The 13,269-nt window shown below is 47.7% G+C and carries 11 protein-coding genes; 4 read left to right on the top strand and 7 right to left on the bottom strand.

Features of this window, described 5'->3' with window-relative positions:
* Window positions 1-120 precede the first annotated feature (120 nt).
* From G3M70_07795 to G3M70_07765, 7 genes are all read right to left on the bottom strand, one after another.
* Window positions 121-885 (bottom strand): hypothetical protein, encoded by a 765-nt coding sequence (locus G3M70_07795; protein ID QPJ61788.1) that lies wholly within the window; start codon window positions 883-885, stop codon window positions 121-123.
* A gap of 123 nt (window positions 886-1,008) precedes the next feature.
* On the bottom strand, window positions 1,009-1,290 hold the full coding sequence (locus G3M70_07790; protein ID QPJ61787.1) for a pyruvate ferredoxin oxidoreductase: 282 nt from the start codon (window positions 1,288-1,290) through the stop codon (window positions 1,009-1,011).
* Between the two features lie 101 nt (window positions 1,291-1,391).
* Window positions 1,392-2,075, bottom strand: a complete 684-nt coding sequence (locus tag G3M70_07785; GenBank protein QPJ63746.1) for a ferredoxin oxidoreductase — start codon at window positions 2,073-2,075, stop codon at window positions 1,392-1,394.
* 45 nt (window positions 2,076-2,120) lie between these two features.
* Window positions 2,121-3,017 carry a ferredoxin oxidoreductase gene (locus tag G3M70_07780; protein QPJ61786.1) on the bottom strand — a complete coding sequence of 299 codons (897 nt, stop codon included), beginning with the start codon at window positions 3,015-3,017 and terminating at the stop codon, window positions 2,121-2,123.
* Between the two features lie 94 nt (window positions 3,018-3,111).
* Window positions 3,112-4,359, bottom strand: coding sequence for a ferredoxin oxidoreductase (locus G3M70_07775; GenBank protein QPJ61785.1), 1,248 nt, complete (start codon window positions 4,357-4,359; stop codon window positions 3,112-3,114).
* A 99-nt stretch (window positions 4,360-4,458) separates the two neighbouring features.
* Entirely contained in the window at window positions 4,459-5,028 is a 570-nt protein-coding gene (locus G3M70_07770; protein QPJ63745.1) for a carbon monoxide dehydrogenase, read from the bottom strand.
* Between the two features lie 457 nt (window positions 5,029-5,485).
* A complete protein-coding gene (locus G3M70_07765) occupies window positions 5,486-5,995 on the bottom strand; it encodes a ferritin family protein (protein QPJ61784.1) in 510 nt (169 codons plus the stop codon).
* A gap of 280 nt (window positions 5,996-6,275) precedes the next feature.
* Here G3M70_07765 and rnhA point away from each other — a divergent pair, with 280 nt between their 5' ends.
* The 4 genes from rnhA to G3M70_07745 all read left to right on the top strand — a co-directional run bounded on the left by rnhA (window position 6,276) and on the right by G3M70_07745 (window position 13,210).
* Window positions 6,276-6,725 (top strand): ribonuclease HI, encoded by a 450-nt coding sequence (gene rnhA, locus G3M70_07760; GenBank protein QPJ61783.1) that lies wholly within the window; start codon window positions 6,276-6,278, stop codon window positions 6,723-6,725.
* Window positions 6,726-6,832: 107 nt separating this feature from the next.
* Window positions 6,833-8,359 (top strand): hypothetical protein, encoded by a 1,527-nt coding sequence (locus G3M70_07755; protein ID QPJ61782.1) that lies wholly within the window; start codon window positions 6,833-6,835, stop codon window positions 8,357-8,359.
* 551 nt (window positions 8,360-8,910) lie between these two features.
* Window positions 8,911-12,126 (top strand): hypothetical protein, encoded by a 3,216-nt coding sequence (locus tag G3M70_07750; GenBank protein QPJ61781.1) that lies wholly within the window; start codon window positions 8,911-8,913, stop codon window positions 12,124-12,126.
* Between the two features lie 391 nt (window positions 12,127-12,517).
* Complete coding sequence (locus tag G3M70_07745; GenBank protein QPJ61780.1) at window positions 12,518-13,210, top strand: hypothetical protein; 693 nt, start codon at window positions 12,518-12,520, stop codon at window positions 13,208-13,210.
* Window positions 13,211-13,269 lie beyond the last annotated feature (59 nt).

The raw sequence follows: 13,269 nt of genomic DNA, 5'->3' as shown, positions 1-13,269 counted from the left end.
TTTCTTTTTTGTATGGAGCAAAAAATAACCAAAAAAAATTCCCCTTGTCTCCAGTTCAATGAAACAGAGGCAAGAGGAATTAATAATTGAGTTTCTTTAAAAATGGAAATTTAGCTAATTCTAAAACCCATTCCCGATTTTTCGGAGGAAGATTGAAATTTCCTTTCGGGCCGGGCCGTCCAGGTTTTTTTCTTCCTTGGTCAGGGTGTTGAGCACGGACAGGCCGTAACCTATCTCGAGCCCCATGGCGATACTGACCAGAATGCGTGAACCATAGCGCACAGTGATGGCGTGTTCATCTGCCGCCCGGAAAGCCGTTTCGGGGCCTGCAAGCATGGCCCAGGTTTTGATGACTGAGACTTCGCGCGATTCCCTGAAGCGGAGTTCCTCCAATCGTTCCATATAGGTTCCGGGGTCGATCTCCCCGGCTTCATAACGTTCGACCAATTGATTCAGGTTTTCATGTTCCGAATCCATCTGGTTAAGGATATATTCGAACAGTTTTCCTTCCAGCGCCTCTTTCATCTTGGGAATATCCCAGATGCATTTGAACTCCTTCCTGACAGTGTTCTCAGATTGCTCTTTTTCTCTTTTGATTTTTCTAAGACAGACGTCACAACGCTGGCCGGAGTCGTGCGCAAATGGTTGACCACAAAAACATTTCGCCAGATAGGTTTCGATAGCCAACGCCAGGGCTTCACCTTCCAGTTTTAAAACAGTACGGAGAGCCGATCGAACGGAGTCTCCTGTTGTGATGTTGATCCAGCGGTGACAACTGGAGCACGAAATGCCATACCCGGGGGAATCTTCTTCCGGTTCAAAGACGGGGGTATATTCTGAATCACAGAGGGTACACTGAATACTTCTTGCTATAGATTCTGTCATGACCTTCTCGCGATACAAGGTTTTCAAATTGACCAGTTTCCCAAATGAAAGGAGAAAACAGTCACCAAAAAAAAAGAACCCACGGCCAATAAGGCCATGGGTTCCTAAAAAATTTCGTTCAGGTTAACCGGCGTAGGCCTGCCCCATTCCAGCGGCCTGAGTTTCCTTGGCCTCAAGGATGATCTCCCCGGTGCTTGAATTAACCGGATGCATTGAAATGGCCTGATGCGTGCTGCAAACCACTTTACACAAGTCGCAACCCTTACATCGCGAGGTTATGACCATCGCTTTCTTTTTTTCGGGTTCCAGGAGAATGCAGTCCGCTTCCGGACAGTACATAATACACAGGCGGCATCCCTTTTCGGCAATACATTTATCTTCGTGGACATACGCTACGTTATACACCCTGAACGCTCCTTAGATTAAAAATTTAACGTAACCCTAAACAACATTAGCTTTAATTTCCAGGCCAGAAAACACCCGGAGACAAATCCGTAAAAACTGAATCAGTAGGTTACCACTGCATAGCTTGAAGTTTCAGCCCATTCTTTTGCCATGTCATAGGCTTTTTGCATGGTATCCATGTTTTTCTGCAACAACTGTTCTTTTTTGGCATATTTCTTTTTAATGGCCTCGTCCAGGGTTGCCGTACCACCGGATGCAACATACTTTTTACCGAAACGCTCTTTCAAAGCCTTGTCGAGAGCCTCCATATCAACCACCTTGGTGATACCGGCGCAACCACCGATCATGGCCATATTGGTTGACAACTCGGTGCCACCGATTTCAAGTGCCAGCGAAGTGGCATCGAGATTGAACACCGAAACTCCCAGCTCATCAAGGCGCTCGTGGTCTTCTTTCGAAAGAAGATCAACGTCAGTGTTGATAATGATCAACCCGCCTTCTTTAATTCCAGAATAGAACGGAGCCGTGTAACTTTTCTGCATGGTGATAACCTGGGGATGGAAAATCATAATCACCTCAGGAAATACCAGTTCGCCCCGGTCATAAATTTTATCAGGACCAACGCGGACATAACTTTCAGCTGGAGCCATCCGTTTTTCCGCACCAAAGAATGGATTGGAAATTGAATATTTCCCCATGGCATTGGCGGCCATGGCCAGAAGATGAGCCGCGGTAACCGCGCCCTGACCACCGAGGCCGGAGATGCGAATGTTCATCCGCTTCATGGTTCCCGCAGGATGTGGTGTTGACATGATACGTTATCTCCTCAATTACGCGGTTACAGCCTTGGCCTTTTTACGGCGGGCTTTATCTTCGGCTTCTTTTTCCTTGATGAATGCCTTGACTTCGTCAGTCATCAGTTCGCGCATGACAAAACGTCCGCCAATGGATTCGGAGTCTTTCATTTCGTCCAGGCCTTCCATACTCTGCTTTCCAATTTCCAGAATGCATGGAGTGTAAAGCTGGATGTAGGTCGGTCCAAATTCACGTGCTACATAGGTTGCACGGCGAATTGCCTGCTCAACCCGGTTTGGTTTTGAAACGGTGAGAATCGCAACATAGTGACACCCGGCTTCAAAAGCAATTTCCGGCAATTTGACTTTTTCAAACTTCTTACCCACCGGAGCCATCTTGGCAACAAAACCCTTCTGCATCAGACCGGATTCCTGTCCACCGGTGTTGGCGTACAGCTCGTTGTCAAAACAGATCGTGGTGAATTTTTCCTGACGGAACCAGGACTGCATGGTCATGTCGAGTCCGATATCAACGGTCGCGCCATCACCCGCCAGAACGAAAACATCCTTGACGCGATCCGGAAAACGAACGGCCAGCGCCCTTTGCAAACCGGAAGCGACTGCGTTCTGGTTACCAAACAGGGAATGGATGTTGTGAATACCAACCTGCGGAAACACAAGGCTGGTACAGCCCGTGGACCCAACAAAAACAGAATCTTCGGGGTTAGGGATACTGGACATGATGAAACGGAAGGCAATAGACTCAGGACAACCTGCGCAAAGGGAGTGCTGCTCAATCAATTCCTTGCTGCTGCCAATGTCCTTCCAGCTTCTGTCCTCGTTTCCAAATGTCGCTGTCGCAACCAGTTCCTGATATTCAGGAGGCATAACATCTGCCAGATCTTCACAGAGTGCAATTTTTTCTTTACTCATAACTTCCTCACTATGGGATCACGCCCAATTGAATGCGTGGATGTTTTAGTGTTCTTAAAAACTTTTTATATAAACAAGGACTGCCGGCTGCCGCTTAGCCTCTACCAGACATTGGAGCAACCTTCATTCCCAGCTTCTTCTTGATTTCCATGACGATAACTTCAGAAGGCATCGTCATGCCGCCCGCAACCTGGGGTCCTGCAACAACCCGCTCATTGTCCGGGAGAACAGCTTTGATCTCACGCGCCAGCCAGCCGGCAACGTTGAATTCCGGAACAAAGATGGTTTTGGCGTTTGCGGTTGCTTCCCGAAGTTCTTCATGCGGGAAGGGACGCAGGGACTTGATTTTGACCAGACCCACTTTAATGCCTTCTTCTTCCAACAACCGGATCGCTTCCCGACCCTGCGATACCGCCGTACCAGAAGACACCAGAAGAATTTCACGATCCAGGTTTTCCGTTTCGATCAGAGAACCACCCATGATCAACTTGGTGTGCTTGCGGGAACGTTCAACGGCTGCACGGACTTCCTGCTGCCAGGAAGCATGAGTCATGTAACTGATGTAGTTGGATTTCATTATAAACGGATCGCGCATCATACGAATCGGAGGAACTTCCATATCCATACAGACTACTGGCGACCGGTAAGGATCGTATTCAGGCAGACAAATTTCTTCCTCCTGGATCATGACGTTGTCTTTGGTGTGAGTCACAAAGAATCCGTCACAGGCCAGAGCCAGCGGAAGATGGACATCCGGCTGCTCTGCAACCATGAAACCACCGAGGATCCAGTCGTAAAGATCCTGCGCCGTTTCTGCATGCCAGACCAGCGCACCCGTTTCGAGCATGTAATACAACTCAAGGGTGTCCGGCTGAATTGACAGAGGAGAATTGATACCCCGACAGGTCACACACACCTGAATTGGCAGACGGGAACCCGCCCACATGGGGAAGTTTTCCATAGCGCGGAGAGTACCCGGACCCGCAGTGGTGGTGAAAACGCGCGCGCCGCCAAAAGCAGCACCAGCACATTGGCCCATAACCGCAAATTCACTCTCACCGCGGAAGTATTCTTTCAAGTAGCCTTCCGAAAACAATTCACCGATCAGCGCAGCCGCTTCAGACTGCGGGGTGATCGGATACGCCACAGACATATCCAGGTTTGCGCGACGGATAGCTTCTTTGATGACTTCAGAGCCGGTGAGAAAAGTGGGCTTTCTCTTGGCCTCAAAAAACATGTCATTAGGATCAGCGACGGTCAAATTAACTGGACCCTTGCTGCCGATTTTTACTTTTTCAGATAGGAGGATGCGACTCTTCTGCCCATCAACTTTTTTATTCATGATCAACTCCCTCTCTCTTGCAAGAGCGCCGGTTTCGGCGTCGGGTTGGATTTAGGAAATTAAACTACTTTTTATATTACAAATGAACCGGAGGCTCAATTAAGCCACACCTTCCCGGGTCATGACAAACTGTTTAAAATTTTCAGCCTGGCTCTTGACGCCTTCGCTTTTAAGTTTCTCAACTGCGGCTGTGAGCCTATCGATTTTTTCCGGACTCGCATCGCGAAAGGAAAGACAGGCATCTTCATGGCCTGCCTGCGCACATACCGCTATGGTGTAGCAATCGGTTCCACCGCGAATAATTTTCAATGCAAGGTTAGCCTGATGACAATGCACTCCAATAAAGACACATACGTCAATTTTGTTATGCCAGATCGTTAAATTTGGATGGTTCGGATTGATTTCGACGGCCGGGTTAATCTTTGGATATTTAGGCCGATAATCCGCCATCGGTATCAGACGCGCTGGAAGGGCATTCGCGAGCTTCCGGATTGCCGTGGCTTTCATCGCGGCCTTATCATTCCAACGCCATAAAACCAGTGGACCTGGAAAAAGCGTGGGCACTTTAGCTTCCAACAATTTCCGTGCTGCGTATTCGTAAGCTTCCTCTTCGTCTACAATACGACCCTCAATATGCGCTTGGCCAGGGTCCGGCAAAACGATACCCATGCTGGCTGCCGCAGGGGGCAAAAATGCTTCCGGACCAGGCATTACCTGATACTGCTGTTCCATCCTTTAATCCTTTTTATTTAAAGGGTTATACCTTGCTTTTAGAGCGACCGCTTACTATAGCGTAAGCCCCCCAGAATTGTCAAACTAATTCCCATGACCTTGTGATGAGGATTGTATCCTTATTTTTATCAATAAGTAAGGAAAATGTGCCCCCTTTCAGGGGATAAAAACAACCTGATTAAATTTACATTGCCCGACTTCCACAAAGGGCCCAAGAAAACCATTCACAAGCCTGAAACAAATATAATTGTTTTCAACAAAATCAATCAGTTAAAGTGAACTTTGCCCCCAAGACACCCTCTTCGGACGAATTACCCAAAAAAACTCAAATTTGAAAATGACATAATTCCTGCATACCTCAATACAGGGGAGGGAAGATGTGTTAAAAACCCGGTCAGATACTGAGCTCTGCTTTCAGGGCTTCCAGCTCAGACAGGTGTTTTTTCTCTTCGACCAACAGATGGGAGAATATCGCTTTCACATCTATCTTACGTTCTGCTTCCAACAAAAACCCCAATACCTCAATCGACCGCTTCTCACAGGTAATACCAAACTCAACCGCTTCCAGGTCGGTTTGCATACCCGGTCCCTTGAGCGATTCCAAATCAAACACTCTGCCTTTTACCTCGGACTGGATAAAGCGGTTTACTTCTTCATTAGTAGGTGAGCGTTTACCAACTGCCGGCTGCAGATGCTTCCACTTCGCCTGCAAGGCTTTGGAATGATCCCGTTCATCCCGACCCAGACGACGAAATACATCTTTCACCTTGGGATCACGGGCTTTCTTGATTGCCTGCTCATAAAAGGAAATTCCCTCACGCTCTATCGCCATGCAAACCTGGATGGCATCGCCACATTGGAAGTTAATCTCGGATGGGGAAATATTCGATTTGGAAGTGGCCATAGTGTCTTTTGTTTGGTTGGAAAATACCTTCTTCTATATAAGAAGTCTCCAGGTAAAAAAAGGATTCGAGGGATTTTACCAGTTTTGACAGAAGTCCTCTATTAATTCGATTTTTTCTGACCCGCTTCCTCCTCGACTCTTCTTAACCGGAGTTCGATTATTAACCGGAAAACCCGCATTTTGGACTAAAAATATTTTTAGAGCGGACTGCAGAATATGCTATGATGTGCCTGTTTGTTTATTGAAAACAATGTATTACAGGATCTCTCCTTTTTAAAAAATGACAACTCCAGCTGAAAAAATTGAAATTTTTACCGACGGTGCCTGCAAGGGAAACCCGGGTCCCGGGGGTTACGGGTGTTTGATCCGCCAAAACGGCCAGACCCGTGAGCTCAAGGGAGCGGAACCCAATACCACGAATAATATCATGGAACTAACAGCGGCAATTGTCGCCCTCGAAGACCTGAAGGAACCAAGCGAAGTTGATCTGACCACAGACTCCCAATACCTGGTCAAGGGAATTACAGAATGGCTGCCAGGCTGGATCAGAAAAAACTGGGTGAATGCGTCACGTCAACCCGTTAAGAATAAGGAACTGTGGCAAAAGCTGGATCGCCTGAACAAGCTCCATCAAATTTCCTGGCACTGGGTCCGTGGGCACTCGGGACATCCGGAAAATGAACGGGCAGATCAACTGGCCAACGAAGCAATTGCCGAAGCCATCACCTGACTTTTTTACGAAGGGTTTACAGGCAAACTGTTTGAGGAACAAAATTTCCAATGAGCGCATCGCAAAATTCCACCTACTGATCTCCTCGCAAGTGAGCAACCCCTCTTATGACTCCATCAATTAATGACCATCGAAATACACAACTTTCCCTGCCTCCACAAATTTTTGCTGTTTCCTTTTTCCTGCTGTTGAGTTCCTGCGCAACCATGGAAATGGGCGCCGGTGATGAAAGCGTCTGGGATAAACCGGAATCACAACAGGAACGGGTCGAGGTTATCGAACCCCCTGCTGCTGAAAAACAGGTGCGCTATCCGCGCCCGGCGCCCGAAAGAACGAAAACCCAACAGGCACCGGAAACTGTGGAAGCAAACATGGGGTTGCTTTCCAATTTAAAAAACAAAACCCAACCCGAACAAGTGGCCAGCCTTCCCAAGGCACCACTCTACAAAACACCGACCCGGTCTCCGGCTCCGCCAAAGGCAGAAAAAAAAGATCCGCTCAATACCCGGAAAATCTACCCGCACCATGCCTTATATCCGCCGCTGGATGTTCCAGCTGCCGAGCTGCCACAATCGTTCCTGGATGATCTCGACCAGGAGTCTTTAAGGGAATCCATACGGCGTCAGCTTTATATTCTTGAAGGCAAAGCGCCCCTTGAACAAGTCCGTTTAGGCGATTTAATGGTGACGCAGGCCAGGCTGTACGACACGCTCGTTGAATTCGAAAATCTTCTGGATGCGGAACTGTCTCCGGAGGAATTCAGTCAGGAAATCAGGGAACGGTTTTATGTTGTGCCGGTCGGAACCGGTCAACACCACCGCGTGTTATTCACCGGGTATTACACACCGGTGATCCCGGCCAGCCGTACCTGGAGTGATGAATACCATTATCCGCTCTATCGCAAACCGAGTGGTGGTGAATCAATGGAAGCCTCTTACAAACGGGCCATCCATTCGCAAAGAGATTACGGTTTTCATCTGGTAGCATCCACCCGCCCGTTGGAGCTGACGCGTGAGGCGATCGACGGACGCGAAGTGCTGGCTGATAAAAACCTTGAGGTCGCGTGGCTCAAGGACCAGATGGAAGGATACTTCCTTCACATCCAGGGCTCCGGATTCCTGCAGTTTGAAGATGGTCAACTGGAAGCGGTGCAATACATGGGATCGAACGAGCGACCTTATAAAAGTGTCGGCAGGATGATGATCAACGAAGGCATCATCACGACAGGCCAAGGTTCGATGCAGGGTATCAAACGCTATTTTCGCGAACATCCCGAAGACATTCCAAAATATTTATTTAAAAACGAACGCTATATCTTCTTTGGCATGGGCGGCAACGGTCCGCGCGGTTCCACCGGTGCCGAACTGATCGGCGGACGCGCCATCGCTACCGACAAGACTCTTTATCCTGGCGGCGGACTCGTCTTCATCACCGCAGACAAACCCATCCTCAACTCCAGCAACAAGATCGTCGACTGGCAACCCTTCTCCCGCTTCGTGCTCGACCAGGATACCGGGTCGGCCATCAAAGGCCGCGGCCGCGCCGATCTCTATTTTGGTATCGGAGAAAAAGCCGGCGCCCAGGCCGGACGCTTCATGAAACGCGGCAAGATGTTTTACCTGGTCGTCAAATAACTCCTTGCGCCACTCGCCGTGGAGGCAACGAACAACCCCCTTGCTGGGGGAGAGCTTTGCATAACCCAAAAAATTCAATTTAACAGTAATCTTTTGATAGCCATTTATTTCCCTCCCCTTGAAAGGGGAGGGTATGGGAGGGGTCATGTTTACAACCTCCCCTGTATCCCCTCCTTTTTTAAGGAGGGGATTCAAGAACGTAAATACCCGCTCTTGAACAAATGATTCTGCCCACATTATATAGTTATGCAAAGGTCTCTTGCTGGGGGGGGGGGCTAACGTGTGCTTGGCGCACGGCCCACAGAAAACTTTTGTTCCTTCCCATTCAAAACTATCTTTAAAAATTCAAACACCCCCTTATGTCATTCTGATGAGCCTTTAGGCGAAGAAGAATCTCGCCTTTGCTTTTGATTAAAAGTTTTTAAAACAACCCTCCCCTAACATAATATTTTTAATCCCCCGCCACCTACCCGTTCGCTCTTTAACAAATATCCGCATAGTGTTAATATGATTTCCGAAAATCATAAAATATTATATTTCGGAGAAATCCCATGTTGCGTTCGCACTTGCTGAAACTGACGCTGACCGTTTCTATTTTATGTATTGCCACCTTCTCTATTGCGTCCCCGAATAATTCAAACAGGCTTGATTTAAAAGATGCCCTTGAGCTGGGGTTGAAGTCACCGGGCAAAGTGATCGACCTTGCGCCCTATCGTGATCCTTCAAGGGCGATCCCGAAAAAGGGAGAAGTCGATGCGAAAACGCGCATGCAGGTCGACAAGAGTTTCGGCCGGATGCCGTTGTTGTTTGAGAAGAACGAAGGCCAGGTATCAGATCAAGTGAAGTTTTTGTCGCGCGGACGCGGCTACAATTTTTATCTGACACCTACCGAATCGGTGATGGTCTTATCTAAAGCCGTTGAAGACAAAACCACGGCAACGAACGTAAGTCGAAAATCGGACCCACTAAACCGTTTGGCGTCATTGGAAAATCCACCGAAGATGGAGCGGGCAGTGGTGCGCATGCAGGTGGTCGGCGCAAACGATAAGGCAGTGATCAAAGGCGAAGAGAAGCTGGCGAGCACCAGCAATTATTTTATTGGCAACGATCAATCGAAGTGGCGGCAGGGTGTCGCAAATTACAAAAAGGTGCATTACGAGGACGTTTACGAAGGGATTGATCTTGTTTACTACGGCAATCAGAACAAACTCGAATACGATTTCATCGTCAAGCCCGGAGCCAATCCTAACAACATTGAATTGAAATTCAGTGGCGCAGACAAAGTATCACTCGACGATCAAGGCAACCTCGTTCTTCAAACAAATGTTGGTGATGTTGTCCAACACGCCCCAATCATTTACCAGATCATCAACGGTAAAAGAGAAACAGTCAAAGGGGAGTATATCCTAAAGCAAAACAACCGCGTCGCCTTTCACATCACCTCCTATAACCCCGACCATAATTTGGTAATCGATCCTGTGCTGGGGTTTTCCACGTATTTTGGAGGAAGTGGTAAGGATTTAAGTTGGTCCATTGCCGCAGATGAAAACAACAATATTTATGTGACGGGGAATAGTAGCTCACCGGATTTTCCTACCTTAAGCTCAATTCCTGGCGGAACAAATGTGGGGACAATATTTCTTTTTAAAATCCATCATCAAAATGGAATACCTTCATTGGCCTATTCTGTATTGCTAGGTGGATTGCAGGATGATCGAGGGGATGGCATTGATTTGGATTCATTGGGAAATGTTTATATTGCCGGTTTTACTGAATCGACAAACTTTCCCTTAGTAAATGAAATCGAAGGCGATTCTACAGGCTTGGATGCCTTTATTGTAAAGCTTGAAGAAATAAATGAAATACCGTCTTTGGCTTTTTCAACTTATTTAGGTGGAAGCGTAGGGGATGGCGCTTCAGATATTAAAATAGGAAATTTCGGAGATATTTTTATTACAGGTTGGACTAGCTCCAGCGATTTTGATACAAAAAATTCCATCAAAACGCATTCAGGAGGGTTTGATGTTTTTGTTTTAAAGATCCAGGAAACAAATGGAAATTTTAATTTAGCTTACTCGACTTTATTGGGTGGTAGTGGGCTTGATGTTCCTTCAAAATTAGCCGTGGACAACTTAAACCAGGTTTATGTGGCTGGGAGAACCGGCTCAACTAATTTTGATCTGTTAAATGAGATAGAAGGAGATAGTGAAGACGGATTAGATGATATGTTTGTCTTCAAACTAGAAGAGACAAATAATATTCCCTCCTTGGTTTACTCCACGTATCTTGGTGGGAAAGGCGATGATAGGGCCTGGAGTATCACAGCAGACAATTTTAATAATGTATTTGTAACTGGTTATGCATCCCAGGATTTTAATACTGTCAACCCCCTTCAGGAGAATCATCCAGGCTACGACGGTATTTTTTTTAAACTGGAAGAAACCAATGGTGTTCCAGAGTTAGCATTTTCTACATATTTGGGTGGAGTAAACGGGGGTGCTGCTTACGGTATATGCAGGGATTCTAATAAGAATATTTATTTGGTGGGTATCTCAGTAGGCGATGGGTTTATTCAGGTAAATCCTATTGCACCTTTTGCAGAAATAGATGATATTTTTGTCATGAAATTGAGGGAGAGAAGTAATGATTTTTCAGTGCTTTATTCCACCTATATTGGTGGGAATAATTCTGAATATGCCATTGGTTGCTCTGCAGACTCCTCTGGAAATGTTTATGTTTCTGGGGCCACATTATCTTCTGATTTTTTGACAAAAAATTCCTTGCAATCATTTAACGGTGATTTTGACATCATTGCCTTTAAGTTGTCTGATCCCGTTCTCCCGAACTTAACCAACGATTTTAATAACAATGAAAGTTCCGATATTCTTGCTACACATTCCAGCGGTATTCTTGTGTCTGCACTAATTGAAAACTCTGTTTTTGAAGACTTAGGGTTTCTGTTGCAAGCCGATCCTGCTGCTGGTTGGACGGTGAATGCGACGGGGGATTTTAATGGCGATAAGAAAGCCGACCTATTGCTCTACAACACGACCACAGGCGAGTACCGAACGGTTCTGCTGGATGGTACGTCGGTACTGAGTGACACGGTGGTGTTCACGATTGATCCTGTCATCGGTGTCGAACCCCGCGGGGTCGGTGACTTCGACGGTGATGGTGAAGCGGAGATCATCATCTACCATCCGCCGAGCGGGTTCACGGGACTGGTCTATCTGGTAAACGGGGCGTTCTCTTCTTTTGAAGAAGCGACAACGATCGATGTCGCGGGTAACTGGACGCTGCAAGACACCGGCTATTTCAACGGCGACAACAAAACCGATCTTCTCATTTCCAACACGGTCACCGGTGAATCGGCTGTTATCGAAATGGATGGATCAACGGCAACGGGTCCCACTTCCATCTTCACGTTTGATCCGGCTACCGGCTGGTCGGAAATAGACACCGGCGACTTCAACGGCGATGGCAAGTCAGATGTCCTCATCCTGCACAGCACTGGAGCACTCGGTGTGCTGGTCATGGATGACTTGGTGTTCCAGAGTTTTTACGTTCCGGGTGGGTTGTCCCCAGGATGGGAACTGGTCAACGTCGGGAACTACGATGGCATCAACAAAGCGGATTTCCTGATCCACGACACCAACACGGGTGATCTCATGACTGCGGTGCAGGATGGAACCACGGTAACCACCTACACCCCCGTGCTCAATCTCGGTGTCGGCTCGGGTTGGTCCTACCACGGTGGCAAGCCCTAACCGCCACCTTGCGGCCACTCGCCGTGGAGGCAACGGGTGAACCTGTTTTGCGCAAATAACGGTTCTTAAGCGTATTGCAATGAATTCAAAAACAGCCGCTCCCGCCTCTTCCACTAAGAGAGCTTTGCAATACCCATCAAATCTGCATTCCAGGAAATTCATTGGACCTTTAAGTGGGGGGAGGGATATTAAAAACAACCACCCCTGTACCCCCTCCTTCATCAGGAGGGGAAATTATTCGCCCCCATTTTCATTATTCAGATCGGGACTTACCAAGGAGAGGAAATCCCAAAACTCTTTTCTCAACAAGGCATTTCCATAAATCCCCGACCCCTCTTTTGTCATCTTATTCAGGACACCCTTGGTTACCCTTTATCGAAAGGTCGGCAACATGATGGTTTTAGGGCGGGAGGAGCCCCTCACCTGGAATAAACAAATTTACGCATTCAATGAGATCTCCAATGAAATTGAGCTGTCGCGGGTGGAGGATGACGGCCTCAACCGCTATTCATTCCTGTGGCAAGGCGAATTTGAACAGCGAAATAAAAAATTCACCGACCTCCTCCGGCACGTCAGCCAGACCCTGGAACAGGATCCATGCTGGTTTCTGATCTGGGAAACTCCCAGGAATGAAAAAGGCAATCGCCTGCATGATCCGAAAATTGAAATACGTAATAACGATGGCTGGGCAACACACGTCGGGGAAAAAATCACCGTTGGGCAAAAACTGATCGATCTGGATGAGCTATCAGGCCCTGAACCTGCTGGTCACAAAAAGCTGGCTCGTGATGCAGGGACGTTTATCCTGATGGGTGATTTACCAGCAGCGCCTGATCTCACCGAACCCCCTGCCGAAAAAACCTTGAGTCGCTTTGCCTACTGTAGCGAGATGGCGCCGAGCAGTCCGTTTCTGAGCTGGGTGCGGGAACGGTCGATGACCCTTGGCTACTGGAATCGCAATATGCACAGCCATCTCGGACTGGTCATCGTGACCCGGCATGTCCTGGATATTGAGGTTCTGAGAGAAAAGGGATTTGTCGACACCCTGCACGATGGCGACGATGCCGTCCATGCCTGGCTTTAGCGGCTGACGACCAAACAAAAGTTTGCGCAGGCTATTAATCATAAAACTTACTAAAAAAT

The organism is Candidatus Nitronauta litoralis, assembly GCA_015698285.1.
GTDB lineage: Bacteria > Nitrospinota > Nitrospinia > Nitrospinales > Nitrospinaceae > Nitronauta > Nitronauta litoralis.
This window is presented reverse-complemented; position numbering and strand designations above follow the sequence as displayed.

Coding starts and splice junctions, on each gene's coding strand:
- G3M70_07795 (QPJ61788.1), bottom strand. CDS start 885: ATGACAGAATCTATAGCAAGAAGTATTCAGTGTACCCTCTGTGATTCA.
- G3M70_07785 (QPJ63746.1), bottom strand. CDS start 2,075: ATGAAGCGGATGAACATTCGCATCTCCGGCCTCGGTGGTCAGGGCGCG.
- G3M70_07780 (QPJ61786.1), bottom strand. CDS start 3,017: ATGAGTAAAGAAAAAATTGCACTCTGTGAAGATCTGGCAGATGTTATG.
- G3M70_07775 (QPJ61785.1), bottom strand. CDS start 4,359: ATGAATAAAAAAGTTGATGGGCAGAAGAGTCGCATCCTCCTATCTGAA.
- G3M70_07770 (QPJ63745.1), bottom strand. CDS start 5,028: ATGGGTATCGTTTTGCCGGACCCTGGCCAAGCGCATATTGAGGGTCGT.
- G3M70_07765 (QPJ61784.1), bottom strand. CDS start 5,995: ATGGCCACTTCCAAATCGAATATTTCCCCATCCGAGATTAACTTCCAA.
- rnhA (QPJ61783.1), top strand. CDS start 6,276: ATGACAACTCCAGCTGAAAAAATTGAAATTTTTACCGACGGTGCCTGC.
- G3M70_07755 (QPJ61782.1), top strand. CDS start 6,833: ATGACTCCATCAATTAATGACCATCGAAATACACAACTTTCCCTGCCT.
- G3M70_07750 (QPJ61781.1), top strand. CDS start 8,911: ATGTTGCGTTCGCACTTGCTGAAACTGACGCTGACCGTTTCTATTTTA.
- G3M70_07745 (QPJ61780.1), top strand. CDS start 12,518: ATGATGGTTTTAGGGCGGGAGGAGCCCCTCACCTGGAATAAACAAATT.